A 17,547-nucleotide genomic window follows, 5' to 3' on the forward strand; every position below is an offset into this window, starting at 1 on the left:
ACGTAACAAAGCCGCATAACGACAAGCGTCATGCGGCTTTTATTACCAACCATCCATGTTAGCGTTACGTGATACCTAATCCCGGGGCATCTCATAACTGACAGGCATCCAGCCTTATCATCCTTAATCAGCAAACTACTTATCCCTAGTGCGACCTTTAAGATACCAATCCCTAGTATCAATGAACCGTTTCGTTCAATCGTGCCGTACAGTTATAGTCGCAGATTGACCCTTCGTTGGTAAGAGGTCTAAACGTCAATCTATGTAAGCATATGCTTACATAGATTACGTAACGCTATAATAACTTCACATTATAGCTTCTCTTCAGGGCTAAGCATTGTCTTAGGTTCAGCGCTGAGCATGAGGTAAGCTGCCTCATTGATAAACGCTTCATCCTCTGGTAATTCTGGACGTTCAGCGGCTTTCATACGGCTACGTTCTTCAAATTTTGCGTCCATCGCTGCTTGATAAGTATTCCAGTTAGAGTATGGACGCTCACTAGTTGCGATAAGGCGTTTGTTTTCTGCTTCTAATGAGCGTTTTTCAATTAGCTGCATTTTGGCTCGGCGGCTATTGATATCTAATCGAACAGGTTTCTTTTCATCATCCATGTTACGAATATCATTTAGCGTCGACAGATAAGTAAACTGCGGGTCTTTTTGTTGGCGAATCTTAGACTGCTGATTGAGCGTCGCCAATGTATCACTGGTAAACTTCCCTTCAGGCTTATACGGTGCTGTTCTGATAGTGTCCCAAGGTAATGCTTTTTTCTGAGCGCGCTCGCCAAAGGTCGCATCGTCATAGATATTGACTAGCTCAACGTCTGGTACGACCCCTTTATTTTGCGTACTACCGCCAGTAACACGATAAAATTTACGCTGAGTTAAGGTGGCAGATCCTAAAGCTAAGCTATCGAGCTGAATCTGCGCCGAGCCTTTACCAGTTGTCGTACTACCAACCACTAATCCGCGACCATAGTCTTGAATAGCAGCGGCAAAGATTTCACTGGCTGAGGCCGATGCTAAGTTGGTAATGACCGCCATCTTGCCATCATACAATTGCTCGCCGCCATCGTTGTCACGGTATACTTGAATGTTGCCACGATTATCACGAATCTGTACCAGTGGTCCGCTCTTGATAAAGAAACCTAACATCTTGGCAACTTCATCTAATGAGCCACCAGGGTTATTGCGCAAATCAACCACTAAGCCATCGATATTTTGTTTATTCAGCTCTTTTAACGCTTTTTCAGTATCGATACTGACGCTACGATAGTCTTCACCGTTACGGCGCGCACGATAGTTCAAATAAAAGCTTGGTATCTCTAAAACACCGATGCGCTTTGGTGTCTTATCAATATTAGGACGCTGCACTTCTACCACTCGCTGAGTGACGCCTGACTCTTCTTGCTGAATAATGTCTCGTACTACCGTGACCGTACGGGCGCTAGCATCTGGCGTGTTGGGTTGACGTAGTTTCAGTGTGACCGATGTACCGCGTTTTCCGCGAATCAAGCTGACAATTTCACGCGTTGACCAGCCAACCACGTCCGTCATGGTTTCGCCATCTTTTGCGATACCAACGATCAAATCATTGGGCTTGATTTGACCTGACTTAGCGGCTGGACCACCATCGACCAAAGTCACAATACGGGTATAATCCGGATTTTTGCGATCTGGACGAATAGAGACACCTATGCCTTCCAACTGAAGACTGGACTGGATTTGCAATTCAGTCGCTTGAATCGGTGCATAGTAATTACTGTGCGGATCATAAGTGAGCATCGCCGTATTTAAGATCGTTTCCATGATTTCATCATCTTTAAGACGCTTAAACTGTTCTTGTTGACGCGACAAACGATTTTGCAAAATCTCATTTGGTGTACGATCATCGTTACGTACCAAGTCTTGTCCACGAGTGATATCTGGGTTGCTTAAAAATACTTTCTCTTTAGCTTTTTCGTCTTCTTGACCGAGCGTAATGCTCATCAACTGAAACTTTAACTGACGTTCCCAGTAATCGCGCTGCTCTTTTTTGGTTTTAAAATGGCCGAGTTTTTCACGATCAAGAATGATTGTGTCATTACCTGTCAAATCAATGTCTGTTTTGAGCATTTTGGTGGCCATCGCAAAGTACTCGTTTGAGCGTTTGCGATAACGATCAAACACCTCTACCCCTGCAGATAGATCACCTTGTTTTAGACGAGCGCCAAAGTCTTCAGCGTGTTTTTTCTTCAGCTCATCGACATCAGATTGCAAAAATAACGTATGGTTTGGGTCAAGGCTATCGATATACATTGATAGGATTTCGCTACCAGTCTTACTATCTAAAGGCTGATTAAGATAATGACTGCGATCCAGCAAGGCGGCTACTTGACGGGTAGTGACCTTTTGCTCAGGGGTCTGAACGAAGCTTCCTGTATTGGTCTCGGCGACTGCAGTACCGTAGCTTTGGGTCAGGATAATACCGGCGATGCCCACTGACGCTGCACTGAGTAACCACTGTGCTGGTTGTTTTTTCATCATATGTACCTAGTTATTTGAAGTTAATAGTATTGGGTAATTCATCAGAATTAGAAATGCTCGAATCTGTTATGACCTATAAATGCTGTGTTTTATTCTTATATTTTATGCATCATTAAATACTGATATATAGTCAAAAATCAATCAATATTATCACGCGCATAAATACTGAACTGTCTCAAACTGTATAAGCAATCTTACACGCTACGTCTGTACATACCAAACTTTCTATCACTTTTATCATACATAGCAATTGAGGGCTACCAACATCGATTTGATGACTGAATCTAATAGCTATTAGCAAATTGATTTGACCCCAATAATCTGCCACATTATGCTCAGTTAATAATAGCTGTCATAATAAGACATCTGAACAATGACTGCTAAGCGATAAGACAGCCATAGATAGATCATCAGTCACCCTCATAATATAACCATATATAAAATAATAAGGATCACGCGATGTACGGCGTTTTAATGATAGATATCGATAGTACCGCTTTGACCGCTGAAGATGTTAGCTTGATTAAACAAGCACAGGTCGGCGGAGTAATACTGTTTGGTCGCAACGTCACAGATGCTGCCCAAGTCAGAGCACTATGCGACGATATACGTTATCACAATCAGGATATACTTATCGGTGTGGACCAAGAAGGTGGACGAGTCACGAGGCTACGTGAAGGCTTCACGCCTCTACCTGCTATGGGACGATTGGGTAAGTTATTCAATCAAGACCCAAGTCAGGCCCTTAGCTGCGCCTACGATTGCGGTTATCTAATGGCAGCTGAAGTGCTGGCTGTAGGAATCGATTTGAGCTTTGCACCCGTATTGGATAGAGATGGTATTAGCCAAGTCATCGGTGATCGCAGTTTTCATCATGAGCCGCAAGCCATCACCGCGCTTGCAACACAGTTCATGCGCGGAATGAAAACAGCTGGTATGGCAACCACTGGTAAACACTTCCCCGGTCATGGTGCCATCGCCCCTGACTCTCACGTATCAGAAGCCATTGATACGCGTAGCTTAGATGAAATCATCAATAGCGACATGCAACCTTTTACTCAAACACTACATAGTCTGGACGCTCTTATGCCAGCACACGTGATATTTTCGCAAGTAGACGACAAGCCAGCAGGATTCTCCAAAATTTGGCTACAAGATATTATTCGAGATGAGCTTAAATTTGATGGCGTACTTTTCTCTGATGATTTATCGATGGCAGGTGCAAAGGCAGCGGGTGATGTCAGTGCTCGCGTAAAAGCGGCAATTGATGCTGGTTGTGATATTGCTCTCGTGTGCAACGATCGTGTGGCTGCTCATGAGGCTGCTAAAGCTGCGCAAGATCTGCCTTATCCTAACCAGCAACGTATCAAAACCATGCGCGGCAACATCCCAACATGGAAAGGCGACCTTGAATCTACCTGCCAGCAGTTTGAGTACTGGCAGCAAGCCAAGCAAAATGTTACTCAGACTTTTTTTGATGCGCAAGCTGATGCTCAGACTGCCAAAGCATCCATAGATCCTACTATGTATAAATAATAGCTGGTTCAACTTTCATCGAGCAGCATACAAAAAACCGCACCTTTGTAAAATGCGGTTTTTGTCGTTTGGCTACCTTTGTCTAATTACAAGCAAAATAGGGACATATAAATTAATTGGTTGGGTCTATTGCGGTACCTTGGGTAGCGTCATCACCATCTGGTAGAACATCGTCATTATTATTATCTAGCGGGTTGAGATCCGGATCAAACGACTCATTATCCATCATTGCACTATCGTCTGAACCAATACCTTCGTTATTTACTAAAAACTCTATACGACGATTACGAAAACGACCTTGTTCGGTCGAGTTGTCGGCAATAGGCTCTGATTCTCCCATGCCTTTAGTATCTAATTTACTAGCGTCTACACCCTGAGATACCAAATACTCTTTTACTGATTCAGCACGCTCGAGAGACAACTCCATGTTATAAGAATCAGAAGCTTGACTATCTGTATGACCAATAATCATTAGCTTCATATCAGGTACTTCATTAATGATTTTTGCTGCACGATCAAGTACTGCTTTGTTTACCTCAGGGATAACGGCCTTATCGACTTGGAAATTAATCACTTGAATACTTAAGGCACGAGCCACATCACGTGGATCTGGGTTTTCACCTAGATTATTCATAGCGACATCTGCAGCAGCCAAACTGTCATCAATCTCGCCTTGTAAGTCTAGCGGTCCTTCAGCTTGAACTCTCATGGCAGGTGCGGCTGCTTGTAAGTCGGCGACTAGTTTGTCTAACACAGCTTTGTCAGGAGCATTGACAGTAATGTTATCGCCTTTAATAATCATGCTCGCATTCGGTACGTTTTTAATAATCGGTAGTATCGTTGCTAACTGAGCAGACGCTGGCATATCTACTGCAAAATTATCATCAACATCAGCGCGGCACTTATTAGCTTCATCACCAAATACACCAGTCAAAGCATTCATAACATTGGTTTGTAATGTCTCATCACCTACACTTACACGGCAAGCGTATAACTCATTAGTTTCTCCTGTTGCAATACGCAAAGAGGCAGGTTCGACAGCAGCAACTGCTAATTGCTCGTCACTCTGCGTTTCTTCTTGAGTTGTAGCAATTGGCGTAGCAACAGGTTCAGGATTTTCTTGACACCCTCTTAACAGAGCCCAAGCCAGCGCACCTAAAATAATTAGACCAATAATAGGTAGTAAAGCTTTCATAAAACTGCCGTTTTTATCTTCTTCATGCTGTAACGGTGCAGTACTGACAGTATCTGATATGTGCGCTCCAGCTGGAGCAGCTACAAGAGCACTGGCTGGTAACACTGTGGCTGCCCAAGCAGGAATGTGATGTTGATAGCTATTGAGGTTGTCACTTAAGAATATTGGTACAGGTGTACTACCTGCCAAGCTTTTAATTTCATGAAATGCTAATGGTGCCGCCATTGCAATTAAGCCACGAGACTCGGTGGCATCCACACCATGCTTATTCGCCAACTCACGAGATATTTGATCACGGTGAGTGCCTTCTGTCCATACACGGTCATAAAAAGCGTTGTCATCACGAGCGATGTTTTCGTTCGAAAAACGGTTGAAAGTCTCACTGTCTGACAGACGAGCAGCAAAAATCGCATAGAATTGTTCTAGTAAGTTTTTCTTAGCAGGATTCCCACCATCTTCTACTACTGCGGGACTGACGGTACGTGTCAAATGATTGATGATATCCATAATATGATCCTCTCCTTACTTATTTTTTATTCATTTATTGAGCGTTTGTTTCACAAGATCTTTGCAAGTGATAAGTTATAGCTTCAACATTAGCTACAAATCCAGCTAAACCGAGACTCTTGTTTCGCTACGTTTATTTTTATCTATTATAAGACCATTAAGACTACGTTCACAGTCACCGCGTTGTTGTGCAAATGATACAGTAAGTAATGTTTCGGTTGGCTCACGTAACTGTAGTCTAGAACACATGCCATGTAAAAGAGCGTACCTTATAAATAGTTACCTAACTTGAGCTGGTTCAGCAACGATGACCGTGTTTGCCATCTCATCCACTTCTGAAGGTGAGAAAGGTCCTGATGGTCTAGTCGTTCGATTATTCGAAGGGAAGTTATTCGGAATACTATTAGTGCCATTAGCAGGTAGACTATTGGGCGTATTGTTAAAGCTATTATTATTAGGTAAAGGAGCTGGTATCACACGATCTCCAGTATCATCGTCTGATGCTTGGTATTCGCTAGAGTTGCTAATTATCCCATCATTATTGTATTGACTATTAACTCCCGCCCCGTCATCTACAAACTGGTTATTTGCGTTTGCCCTGTTGTTTGCAGCATCACCAATATTGCTATTATCAGGTAACGGTAATGGTGCTGTACTTTCGACTACCATCGCTGGTACTAAGCTTCGTATTTCTGTGACCAGTTTTTGCAGTAGCATATTGTCTGGCGCTTCTAATGTGAGACGATCATTTTGCACATGCAAACGTGCAAATGATGTTGACCTAAGCATCGTCAAGACATTGGGTAATATCTCCGCAGGCATATTAGCGATTGTGCTTGCCACCCCATCCTTTATGGTCAATTCGCAAATGCTTGCCTGTTCTCCAAAGCTTGTATTGAGCGCCTGTTGCAACGTGCTTTGCAGCGCAGAATCGCCAACGGTTGCACTACAAGTGTACAAATTGCCACCGTTATCTACACCGACAATGAGCTCAACAGGGGTGGTTGTTGGCACTAGAGGCAAAGGCGCTGGCGTTGGTTCACTAGGCACTGTAACAGCAGGCTCCACTGGTATTTCATTATTGGGTTTCACTAATAATGCCCATGCTGCTAATGCAAGCGCAGCAAGAGCTACTATTAACAAAAATACGCGTATTAGTAGATCGTTTCGCTGGTTACGAGTACGCACCTGCGCATGCTTCAAGCTACTGTTTTCTGCTAAATGATAAGCAGCTGGGTTAGCATGAATGGCATCACTACTGGCAATCGTATCATCATCAACTGTTTCGGTGCTTACGTGCTCAACAGTTGATATCTGCTCTATAATTTCTACCTCATTGTTTGACGTCGGTGTGATTATAGCAACCTCTGGAGTAGAATCATCAGGTCTATCCCCTGTGTTGTCATTCATTGACACATTATAACTATCTGAACCGAAGCTTGTTTTTACTTGCTGATTGACACCCTGAGTAATAGTAATCACAGCTGCTGACCAAATAGGTAAATATGGGCGTAATTCAGACTGTCTTTCTTGCAAAAATGCTGGTAAAAACTGCCCATTTGCTAAGTAATGCAGCTCTTGATGAGCTATAGAGGCGGCATTGACAAGTAATTGAGCAGTGATCAACTCATCAATGTGATGTGTGATTGCAAGCTGTTGGATAATAACTTTTTGCAGCCCTCTATCTTCCCACAACTGTTCAAATAAAGAACGTTCGACGCTGCTATCACCTACTATTACTTGATCACTGCGAAGTAATTGTGAATAAATCTGGGGCACAGCTAGACGCGACGCTAAAATCGCATAGAACTGCTCAAGTAGACTAATAGTTGCCACACTGTCACCGCTATTATGTGCGCCCAGTATTACTGGGGTAACGGTTTGTTCTAAATGGTCAATGATGTTCATGGATCGCTGCCTTTTTCGACCTTATTAAAATGCATAAAATAATTGGAATATATAAAATATTCAGCATTTATTTTTCCTTTTATCTGCAGTGTTTAGATAAGATATTTCTTACCTGCATTAGAAAACACTTACAAATAACCTAGTCTTGAACTTAACTCTAAAGTTTTCAATTATTTCGCATGATACACTGCTACATTACTCACTATAAAAGCATAAAAATGCATCGTTTTGTCACATAATAAACATTTGCACTCTTCTAACTGCTGTTAGTATTACTCTATTAGTAATAGAGTAATCAGTAAGAATTTGGAGTCAGCACTATATTAATTATCGGTCATATTTCGTTTTCACTTAGCCCTAACGCTTAGGCTTTGAACTTTGTCATCTAAAGCATTGTCACATATCGGGCGCGACCTAAGGATTTTCCTTTGTTAAACCATACGACCATTATTATCATTATCACTGTTATTGTCAGTTTATTGGCATGGCAAAACAAAAAACTACTCAATCGGCTTATATTTTATCCGCCTGCCGTAAATAATGGGCAGTGGGATCGTTTTGTAACACACGGCTTCATTCATGCTGACAGTATGCATTTGTTGTTTAATATGTTTACATTGTATTTCTTCGGTCGTGCTATTGAAGGGCTATACCAACCGTTTTTGTTTGGCTACGGTTTTGTGGTCTTCTATGTACTAGCTATTATTGTTGCCATGATTCCAAGTTACGTTAAAAACAAGAACAACGCCAGTTATTTGAGTCTGGGCGCATCAGGCGGTGTATCAGCGGTGCTGTTTGCATTTATTCTCTTGGCACCTTGGGAAAGAATTTACTTATTTGCCATTATTCCGATCCCTGCGATACTGTTTGCTGTTGCTTATATATTTTATAGTATCTATGCTGATCGACGCGGCGGCTCAAATATCAATCATATGGCTCATATGTGGGGCGGGGCGTTTGGGGTTATTGCTACGATTGTTTTAGAGCCCAAAGTATTACCACATTTTATAAATGCTTTATTATCACCTGGTTTTTAGAAAATTGTTTAATTTGACTGCTTACTCTTACGTTTGAGACTTAGTAATTTATTATGATTGTAGATATTATCGGTGACATACATGGTTATGCAGATAAGCTGGTTGGTCTGCTAAACCAACTAGGGTATAAGCACAACGGTCAGCACTTTGTGCCACCAACTGATCATCGAGCCTTGTTCATCGGTGATCTGATCGATCGTGGTTCGCAGCAATTAGCCACGTTAGAGATTGTCTTTGCGATGTTAGATGCCGATGTAGCCGATGCAGTAATGGGCAACCATGAATATAATGCGTTGGCATATGCCACGCGCGATCCTGATAATACTAGCCAGTATTTACGCTCGCACAATGATATCCATAGACGCCAACACGAGGCATTTTTGGCAGAGATACCATTTGGCTCAGAGCAACATGAGTACTGGTTGCAGCGTTTATACGAAATCCCATTGTGGATTGAGACCGACTACGCCTGTTTTGTGCATGCCTGCTGGGATACAGACAGCATGGCGTTACTAAAGCCCCTTCTGACTGACGATAACTGTCTGACTCCAGCAGGTTTAGTCGAAACTGCTAAAGAAGATACCATAGCCTTTGACGCTTTGGAACGAGTGTTAAAAGGGGTTGAAACGGGTTTGCCTGATGGCATTGTGATGGTAGACAAAGAAGGTACCGAACGTACGCGAGTGCGAGTACGCTGGTGGCTAGATGAGCTGAATACACGTACCCTGCGTGAAGTGTCTCGTGCTCCATCGTCCGCATTGGCACAAATACCGCCTGATGCACTGGCTGAAAATATTGAGTTTGCGCTAAAAACTCATAAACCTGTGTTTGTTGGGCACTATTGGCTCACTGGCGCCCCTAAGCCACTCAGTCCACAAGTTGCCTGTACTGACTACTCTGCTGCAGTAGATAGCGGTCATCTGACTTGCTACCAGTTAGATACCGAACAACCATTACCATTGACGGTCAATCACTTTGTTCAGCATTATCACGATGAAAAGCATATATAAAATCGTGATATCACTGCAATTAGCGCCATACAAGTATTAAAAGTCAAACTTGGCTTTACGACTGTAGCAAAATTTTTGTATGATGGTCTTTTTGAGGATATCCAATCATGAGCACCACGAATACTGCTGCTAACCAGAACGGTCCAATCACCTCCCCTGCTGGTCAGCCAAAAGTCGGCATTATCATGGGTTCGCAGTCTGACTGGGCAACTATGAGTGCTGCTGCGCAATTGCTTGCAGACTTTGACATTGCTTTTGATTGTGAAGTGGTCTCTGCACACCGTACGCCTGATAGATTGTTTGATTACGCTAAAAGCGCGAAAGATAATGGTCTACAAGTGATCATTGCTGGTGCAGGCGGCGCTGCTCACCTGCCGGGTATGTGTGCGAGCCAAACGCCGCTACCTGTATTTGGTGTCCCTGTAAAATCCTCTATGCTGAGCGGTTGGGACAGTTTGTTGTCCATCGTACAGATGCCTAAAGGCGTCGCTGTTGGGACATTGGCGATTGGTAGCGCAGGTGCTTATAACGCTGCCCTGCTTGCGATTCAAGTCTTAGCCTTGCATGATGACACGATTGCTACTAAGCTGGATCAGATGCGACAGAATCAGACCGAAACCATCCTTGCTAGCCCAACACCAGGTATTATCAGCCCTTAGATAAGTATAGATTGACTAGCATTTTTATCAGAGTCTTTCATATTGATAGCCTAAAAACAAAAGCTATCACGTTATATTTTCAAGCAAATCTTACTAGAGACAAGGTGCATACAGTGCACCTTTTCCTATTTTCACCCATTGCGTTTTAGATTTTAATACATCCCAGACCTCATTCACTTTTATTCAAAGAGCCTGCCATGACTACAGCAAACGCTTATCCTGTTACCCAAACCATTCGTACCATCGGTATTTTAGGCGGTGGTCAGCTTGGTATGATGCTTGCCGAAGCCGCAATGCCATTGGGCTACCAATGCGTGTTTTTAGAAGACAATCCAGAATGCCCTGCCAGCCTATACGGTCGCGTTTTTCATAATGAGCAATTAGAAGACTTTATCGCAACGGCTGATGTGTTTACGTTAGAATTTGAAAACACGCCGACGTCTATAGTCGAACAGCTTACTGACCTATCAAAATCTGGTAGCAAGCAAGGTATGTTCCCACCGTTGATTGCACTTGATATCGCTCAAGATCGCTTAAAAGAAAAGCAGATGTTCAATACGCTTGATATTGCGACAGTGCCATTTATGGAAGTTAATTCCGAAGCTGAGCTCAAGCACGCTTGTAAAGAGCTGGGTCTGCCTATTGTCCTGAAAACCAGCCGAGGTGGTTACGATGGCAAAGGACAATTCGTTATCAAACAAGACAGTGACATTAAAACTGCTTGGTTAGACCTAAAAGACGCCGTCAGTGGTAAAGGCTCGCTCACGCCAACACCTGCTCCATTGATTGCCGAAGGCTTTATTAACTTTAGCCGTGAGGTGTCTATTATTGCAGCGCGAGCGCAAAACGGTCAGGTACGCTGTTACGATTTGGTCGAAAACCATCATCACCATGGTATTTTGGCAAAAACCCAAGCACCTGCGGTTGGTACGAGCCACCTGTTTCAACAGGCAACAGACGCCATTACCAAAGTCATGAATCATCTAGACTATGTCGGTGTCATGGCACTTGAGTTATTTGTCACCAAAGACGCTCGTGGTCATAACACTATACTAGCTAATGAAATCGCGCCACGTGTACACAATTCTGGTCACTGGAGTATCGAAGGCGCTATTACTAGCCAGTTCGAAAATCATATCCGTGCCGTGGTCAACCTACCATTAGGCGATACAGACAACGTGCATCCGGCAATTATGGTCAATGTATTGGGACAGTATCCTGATATCAGCGCAGTCCTAAATATCGATGGCGCTCACTATCATAGCTATCACAAAGCTGAGCGTGATGATCGAAAGATTGCCCATATTACATTGATGCCCAATGACGTGACTGACTTAGAATCTGCCATGGAAAAGCTGGTTGCCATACTGCCAAACAAAGTTGGTTTGGATAAAGAGTACGCGAGTGTCGATACTCCATCTAACACCGCAAATGTAGAGACTAAAAACGACGATTTAGAAAATAATGACGTTAAAAAAGACAGTTTGGCAGAAATTTCACCAAAGACTGAGAAGGCCAAAAAATAATGCAAATTTGGGTGGATGCAGATTCGGTACCATTGATTGCAAAAGATTTAATTATCAAAACAGCTGAACGGACAAAGACCATGGCAATATTCGTGGCCAATCAGCCAATCAAATTACGCAAGTCACCCCTACTTGTCATGACTGTTGTTCCATCAGGATTTGACAAAGCAGATGATTATATCGTCGAGCAGATACAGGCAGGTGACTTGGCTATCACTAGCGACATACCTTTAGCCAATGACATTTTGGACAAAGGCGGCATGGTACTGACGACACGCGGCATGGTCTATGATAAAAATAACATCAAGCAAAAACTCAACATGCGCGATTTTATGGACACCATGCGTGGCACTGGTGTCCTAGAGTTGCAAGAAATGAGTGGACAAAAACCCTATGGCGACCGTGACAAAAAAGCCTTTGCCGATGGCCTAAATCGCTTGGTTCGTTAGTGCTTTTATATTTTATTTGATACCTGTCTATTCTAAACTTGTTAGATGATGTTCTTTTAACAATGCTTGCTTCCTTGCAAACCGTATACACTCTATAACCAAACACCATTCAATCAGCACGCTTTATAACGAAGCGTGTTGACTATTCTTGTTACGCTATATTCAGTTTTTCAGATAAATAAATTTATTGAATAAATTAAATAACAGAATCTAGATAAAAATAGGAATTATTATGAAAATATTAGTCGTTGGTGCAAGTGGTCGTGTGGGCGGTGATTTGGTTAAGCAGTTATTAGCTGATGAACACCAAGTAATCGGTACGACTCGTCAAAAAGAAAAATTGTTTGATAACGATAGCTATACTCAGCTAGATTTAGACATTACCGCCAGCAAAGATTCCATCGAAAAACAACTTGATCAAGATATTGATGCTGTTTACTTTGTCGCAGGATCTGGTGGCAAGAATGTACTAGAAGTTGATTTACATGGTGCAGTCAAAACCATGCAGGCAGCACAAGATAAAGGTATCAAACGTTACATTATGCTGAGTACCGTATTCTCATTGCAGACTGATAAATGGGAAGAAAACCCTGGCATCTCTGACCTGAAGGAATACTATATCTGTAAGCATTATGCCGATCACTGGTTGGTCAACAACAGCACGCTTGATTACACCATTGTACAACCAGGTGCGTTAAAAGAACGCGCTGGCACTGGTAAAATCACTATCGACGATACTAGCTCTGGTGAAAACGCTATTGAAGATGTCGCAACAACATTGGCTGCTGTCCTAACTGCAGATAACACCATAGGTAAAGTATTCAACATGCATAATGGTGATAGCGATATTAATGAAGCGATTACCACTGTATAAGTAAATTTTTTGCGATGTAATTATACATATCAGCTCGTAAAAGCAGCTTGTAGGAAAGGTCGTTATCGATTCGCCAATATCTAATTGGTAAATCGGTAACGACCTTTTTGTTATGTAATCACTCTACAAATAAGCCAAAGACCTCTTATTTAATTACGCTTGTCCACTGGGAAAAGGAATGACTTCTTCCAAACTCTTTGCGCCTGTTATGACCATTAGTAACCTATCGATACCAACAGCGATACCACTAGAAGGCATCAAGTCGTCGGATGCGGCCAACAGATGCTCGTCGATCGGCATTTGAGGCAGATTGTGGCGCTGGCGCAATTGATTGTCTTGTTCAAAACGTGCTCGTAACGCCTGACCATCTGCCAGCTCATCATAGGCGTTGGCAATCTCAATGCCATTGATATACAGCTCAAAACGCTTAGCGATTTTATTACCATCTTTGTCTAAAGCCGTTTTTGCCAGTGCGGCCGTCGCAGGTGGATATTCTATAATCAACGTCGGTAGATCATGTCCTAGATTTGGCTCTACTGCATGACTAAACAGTAAATCCAACCAACTCTGACGACGATTTTCTTCGCTATCATCAGCATTATTAAAATCAAATCCTGTCAAACCCATATCTTCTGCAACGGCTTGCAATGCAGTTAAACTCGCTGTCAACGGATGGATGCCCACGAAGTCCATAAAAGCATCGACATAGCGATAATGACTCATCACAACAGAATGACCATAGAGCGTCTCCAACAACTCATTAAGTTCAGTTGCCATCTCGTCCAGACTATAATGAGGTTGATACCATTCAAGCATCGTAAATTCAATATTATGACGCGTGCCTATTTCGTTATCACGAAAGACAGGACAAATTTGATAAATAGGCACTTGCCAGCTGGCTAATAAACGCTTCATCGCAAACTCAGGTGAGGTATGCAAATAATAAGTGCGCGGGCGGTCCTGATAGGTCACATGAGCTGCTACAGACTGCAAAAAAGTGTCTGTATTGCCTGCTTGGGATAATAGCGGTGTCTGCACTTCTAGCACTTGTCGACTGGTAAAAAACTGACGAATATTGCTGACGAATTGCGCGCGCTGTTGTGCCATCGCAAGTGTCATGGTTGGCGCGTAGCTAGGCTGAGAAGTAATAGGCTGCGAAGAAATGTTATTTGCTTGAGTCATTGGGCTCTACTGCGACTGATGAATAATTGGTTGCTCAGTATCTTGTTTAATTAAAACTGCCACTCACGGCGCAAGTGATAATCACGTCTCAGACCGTCGAAGTCAGCACCATTTACTTGCCCATCAACTGCTTTATTTCGCAATGGGGTATCATCTTGCATGATGTCATAAAATTTTGGCAATCTGTCTGGATACGATTTTAATTCAGACCATAAGAACATATTTAGCGGTAGCAAGTTAGACATAGATTGAGCTGGAGGTATCGCTAATTTTTCACACAAGGCATCATAAATGATTTGTGTGCCACGTAGTTTACCTTCTAGCGTATAGCCTGCGATATGCGGTGTGGCAATAGCAAGCTTAGATAATAAGCTTGCTGCAATCTCTGGCTCATGCTCAAACACGTCTAGCACCACTTGACGTCTAGTACGCTCAATATCTGCTTTAAGTGCGCTTTCCTCAATCACAGGCCCTCGCGCACTATTAATTAACATCGTATCAGCAGGCATCATTGCCAATGCAGCTGCATTAATCAGATGACGTGTTGGGTAATCACTACCTTTAGGGTTCGTCGAATTCTTTTCATTGGTTAAAGGCACATGCAGACTAACCACGTCACTTTGGCTAAGTACCTGCTCCAAGCTAGCATTGTTAGTTTTAGAGGCTGGTAACAGGGGATCATAACCTAGCACCTGCCAACCCAAATCACAGGCATATTGAGCAAGCGTACTACCGATATTACCAAGGCCAATGATACCTAATGTTAATGACGCCGACTGCTGCCAATACTGCGGACGCAAAGTGGAAATAGCCGTCAATACGTATTGAGCCACAGAATGCTTGCTACAACCAGCCGCATTGGCAAAAGTGATATTGCGAGATGCTAGATAATCTTGATCTACATGGTCGGTCCCAATAGTCGCAGACCCAACAAACTGCACACTGTTATTATCAGCCAATAGCGCTTCGTTTACTTTCGTCACCGAGCGTATCAGCAGTACATCTGGCTGTACTTCGGTAAGTAGCGCTGCATCGATATCTCGACCAGCGACAGTAATGATATCAATCGTATGCTCAGTCAGCTGACCAAGCATAGCGTCATTAAAAAAATCATTCAGACTGGCGATATTGCTATCCGCCAAAATAGTGATATTTTTAATTGTACTTAACTTATCGATCTTATTATTCGTCGATTCTGCCCTACTCTCATTTGTCATTATTCATCGTCTCTATCGATAATTTTTACATCGTATTTGCTAGCGACTTGTTATTCTGGTTCATGCACTGAATCTATCGCACGAGGCTCCGAAAGCATCACCTCTTGCTGAGCAAATATCTCATTCTTATGCTGCGATATCCACTCGCGCCATACTGCAAGCCCGATAGCCAACACGACAGGCCCGATAAACAAACCAACAAAACCAAACGCTGTTAGACCACCTAGTACACCAATAAAAATAATGATAAAAGGAATTTTGGTCGCGCCGCTAATGACGATAGGGCGAATCAAATTATCCACCCAGCTAATCACCAGTACACCCCACAGTGCCAAACCAATACCTTCTGCAGTATGCCCTTGACTCAATAGCCAAATCGATACACCGCCCCAAACGAAGGGCGTGCCAAATGGAATCAAGGCAATAATAAAGGTAACAATAGTTAATAAGATAGGACTTGGCGCACCAGCAAAGTAATAGCCGATACCAGCCAATAGCGCCTGTGCCAATGCAGTCAATCCAATCCCGTATACCACCGCACGCGTAGTTGTACCCACAGAGTCAATATAGCCATCGATACGATTACCGATGATATTGCGCAGCGCTTGACGAATCTGCCGAACCAGACTGGTTCCATCTCGGTAAAAGAAGAAAAGCGTCATCAACGCCATACCGAGTTTGGCCAAACTACTGAACACCACATCGAATGCTATTTTGCCATAATATAAATGCGACTGAACCCAAATGCGAAAAGCTTCTAGCGTTCCTTCTGGGTTTTTATTGATACGCCAAAGTACATCTTTGACTTGCTGGCCGATGATAGGTAAATCTTTAAGAGAGTCAGGCACATCTAAGTAACCTACCTTGATACGGTAAATCAAGTTACTAATTAGACTCAAAGCTTCTTGCTGCAAGATAAATACACCGATAACCAGTGGCACGCCTATTATCAGTGAGATGCTCACCGTCATAATAGCGGCGCTAAAGTCTGGGCTTAGCTTCACCTTTTCATGGAAGAAATTATAAATAGGAAAAGTTACATAGGCCAAAATCGCTGCCCACAGCGCTGGTACAATAAAAAACTGCACCACTTGAAAACACAATACGAATAGCACCACTAGCAACGTAATTGCTAATAAGCGCTGAATAATAAATTCTTTTGTCCAGTTTTCAATCATAGCGTATAAACCAAAAGCGGACAGCAAACGATAATTTTGCTGGCGAGTTTATAAATGTGTGATGAATATCAGCTCTTAGACACTGTCTGTAAGCCATATCCATTAGCGAGAGTTGCGAATCATACAAAAAAGCATTGTGTCGGACTTATATTGCTACGGACTTATGAAGTCATATGAGGATTAAGTAATATGACCATTAAATAGTATGACTATGCCCAGTTTCATACCACGAATTCATAGCCATTTATTATTGTAGATAAAATAATAAAAATGCAGCTAACACACTTTATTATGCAATAAAGCGTGTGAATTATATAACGCGTTGTTGTAATCTTTACTTACAACTTTGTCTATGCAAGCTTACTAGATGACGACGATAATGACTAGCGCATAATGCATGAATTTAGTGTGTAAAAATGATGTATTGAAAACTGCTTTTATGTTCAGCTTTTAAACTGTTATCTTATAAGGGAATCCACTGGTGCGTTCTATTTGTCGCGACAATTGATGTTATACTAAAGCAATTATTTTAAGCTTTTCAGTGTAGTTAAGTTTATTTGCACATATTTATTTACATCGTCGTACAGACATCGAATCCTCTGAGCCAGATTTCAACACCTGCTTATACCGTCTTCTTTTAGACTATCATAAGTTCTAATTTTAGGGTGTCGCTATCACTTAGAGTGAGTTACTTGAGCAAAATCATAAGTCTTTTATAAAGGCTTATACGAGATTTAGACTCAG

13 protein-coding genes are annotated in these 17,547 nt (G+C 42.5%); 7 read left to right on the forward strand and 6 right to left on the reverse strand.

Translation table 11 applies throughout. The annotated features are described in order from the left end of the window. Positions 1 to 311: 311 nt before the first annotated feature. Positions 312 to 2,522, reverse strand: coding sequence for a carboxy terminal-processing peptidase (locus DXK30_RS07815; protein ID WP_114701230.1), 2,211 nt, complete (start codon positions 2,520 to 2,522; stop codon positions 312 to 314). Positions 2,523 to 2,984: 462 nt separating this feature from the next. On the opposite strand from DXK30_RS07815, the gene nagZ reads away from it, so the two are divergent. Further along, the gene (nagZ, locus tag DXK30_RS07820; protein ID WP_114701231.1) at positions 2,985 to 4,061 is read left to right on the forward strand and encodes a beta-N-acetylhexosaminidase; all 1,077 of its coding nucleotides are present in this window, start codon (positions 2,985 to 2,987) and stop codon (positions 4,059 to 4,061) included. A gap of 112 nt (positions 4,062 to 4,173) precedes the next feature. On the opposite strand, the gene DXK30_RS07825 is transcribed toward nagZ, so the two are convergent. Next, the gene (locus DXK30_RS07825) at positions 4,174 to 5,763 is read right to left on the reverse strand and encodes an OmpA family protein (protein ID WP_114701232.1); all 1,590 of its coding nucleotides are present in this window, start codon (positions 5,761 to 5,763) and stop codon (positions 4,174 to 4,176) included. Between the two features lie 279 nt (positions 5,764 to 6,042). Next, on the reverse strand, positions 6,043 to 7,671 hold the full coding sequence (locus tag DXK30_RS07830) for a hypothetical protein (RefSeq protein WP_114701233.1): 1,629 nt from the start codon (positions 7,669 to 7,671) through the stop codon (positions 6,043 to 6,045). 428 nt (positions 7,672 to 8,099) lie between these two features. Here DXK30_RS07830 and DXK30_RS07835 point away from each other — a divergent pair, with 428 nt between their 5' ends. The 6 genes from DXK30_RS07835 to DXK30_RS07860 all read left to right on the forward strand — a co-directional run bounded on the left by DXK30_RS07835 (position 8,100) and on the right by DXK30_RS07860 (position 13,226). Next, on the forward strand, positions 8,100 to 8,708 hold the full coding sequence (locus DXK30_RS07835) for a rhomboid family intramembrane serine protease (RefSeq protein ID WP_114701234.1): 609 nt from the start codon (positions 8,100 to 8,102) through the stop codon (positions 8,706 to 8,708). 53 nt (positions 8,709 to 8,761) lie between these two features. Next, on the forward strand, positions 8,762 to 9,718 hold the full coding sequence (locus DXK30_RS07840; RefSeq protein WP_114701235.1) for a metallophosphoesterase: 957 nt from the start codon (positions 8,762 to 8,764) through the stop codon (positions 9,716 to 9,718). A gap of 107 nt (positions 9,719 to 9,825) precedes the next feature. Next, complete coding sequence (purE, locus tag DXK30_RS07845; protein WP_114701236.1) at positions 9,826 to 10,377, forward strand: 5-(carboxyamino)imidazole ribonucleotide mutase; 552 nt, start codon at positions 9,826 to 9,828, stop codon at positions 10,375 to 10,377. Positions 10,378 to 10,574: 197 nt separating this feature from the next. Further along, positions 10,575 to 11,903, forward strand: coding sequence for a 5-(carboxyamino)imidazole ribonucleotide synthase (locus DXK30_RS07850; protein ID WP_114701237.1), 1,329 nt, complete (start codon positions 10,575 to 10,577; stop codon positions 11,901 to 11,903). Further along, positions 11,903 to 12,352 carry a YaiI/YqxD family protein gene (locus DXK30_RS07855; protein WP_114701238.1) on the forward strand — a complete coding sequence of 150 codons (450 nt, stop codon included), beginning with the start codon at positions 11,903 to 11,905 and terminating at the stop codon, positions 12,350 to 12,352. Before DXK30_RS07850 ends, DXK30_RS07855 begins: the two co-directional genes overlap by 1 nt. Before the next feature lie 232 nt (positions 12,353 to 12,584). Next, positions 12,585 to 13,226 (forward strand): NAD(P)H-binding protein, encoded by a 642-nt coding sequence (locus DXK30_RS07860; protein WP_114701239.1) that lies wholly within the window; start codon positions 12,585 to 12,587, stop codon positions 13,224 to 13,226. Between the two features lie 153 nt (positions 13,227 to 13,379). Here the strand turns inward: DXK30_RS07860 and epmA are convergent, their stop codons facing one another. The 3 genes from epmA to DXK30_RS07875 form a co-directional block, all read right to left on the reverse strand. Further along, positions 13,380 to 14,408 (reverse strand): EF-P lysine aminoacylase EpmA, encoded by a 1,029-nt coding sequence (epmA, locus tag DXK30_RS07865; protein WP_114701240.1) that lies wholly within the window; start codon positions 14,406 to 14,408, stop codon positions 13,380 to 13,382. A gap of 50 nt (positions 14,409 to 14,458) precedes the next feature. Beyond that, positions 14,459 to 15,568 (reverse strand): 4-phosphoerythronate dehydrogenase, encoded by a 1,110-nt coding sequence (locus tag DXK30_RS07870; protein WP_114701529.1) that lies wholly within the window; start codon positions 15,566 to 15,568, stop codon positions 14,459 to 14,461. A gap of 107 nt (positions 15,569 to 15,675) precedes the next feature. Beyond that, positions 15,676 to 16,803: an AI-2E family transporter gene (locus tag DXK30_RS07875; RefSeq protein WP_114701241.1), complete on the reverse strand. Its 1,128-nt coding sequence runs from the start codon at positions 16,801 to 16,803 to the stop codon at positions 15,676 to 15,678. Positions 16,804 to 17,547: the final 744 nt, after the last annotated feature.

Source organism: Psychrobacter proteolyticus, assembly GCF_003350005.1.
Taxonomy (GTDB): domain Bacteria; phylum Pseudomonadota; class Gammaproteobacteria; order Pseudomonadales; family Moraxellaceae; genus Psychrobacter; species Psychrobacter proteolyticus.

Bases quoted from the DNA above. Each gene is read 5' to 3' on its own strand.
- DXK30_RS07815 (WP_114701230.1), bottom strand. From the start codon at position 2,522: ATGAAAAAACAACCAGCACAGTGGTTACTCAGTGCAGCGTCAGTGGGC.
- nagZ (WP_114701231.1), top strand. From the start codon at position 2,985: ATGTACGGCGTTTTAATGATAGATATCGATAGTACCGCTTTGACCGCT.
- DXK30_RS07825 (WP_114701232.1), bottom strand. From the start codon at position 5,763: ATGGATATCATCAATCATTTGACACGTACCGTCAGTCCCGCAGTAGTA.
- DXK30_RS07830 (WP_114701233.1), bottom strand. From the start codon at position 7,671: ATGAACATCATTGACCATTTAGAACAAACCGTTACCCCAGTAATACTG.
- DXK30_RS07840 (WP_114701235.1), top strand. From the start codon at position 8,762: ATGATTGTAGATATTATCGGTGACATACATGGTTATGCAGATAAGCTG.
- purE (WP_114701236.1), top strand. From the start codon at position 9,826: ATGAGCACCACGAATACTGCTGCTAACCAGAACGGTCCAATCACCTCC.
- DXK30_RS07850 (WP_114701237.1), top strand. From the start codon at position 10,575: ATGACTACAGCAAACGCTTATCCTGTTACCCAAACCATTCGTACCATC.
- DXK30_RS07855 (WP_114701238.1), top strand. From the start codon at position 11,903: ATGCAAATTTGGGTGGATGCAGATTCGGTACCATTGATTGCAAAAGAT.
- DXK30_RS07860 (WP_114701239.1), top strand. From the start codon at position 12,585: ATGAAAATATTAGTCGTTGGTGCAAGTGGTCGTGTGGGCGGTGATTTG.
- epmA (WP_114701240.1), bottom strand. From the start codon at position 14,408: ATGACTCAAGCAAATAACATTTCTTCGCAGCCTATTACTTCTCAGCCT.
- DXK30_RS07875 (WP_114701241.1), bottom strand. From the start codon at position 16,803: ATGATTGAAAACTGGACAAAAGAATTTATTATTCAGCGCTTATTAGCA.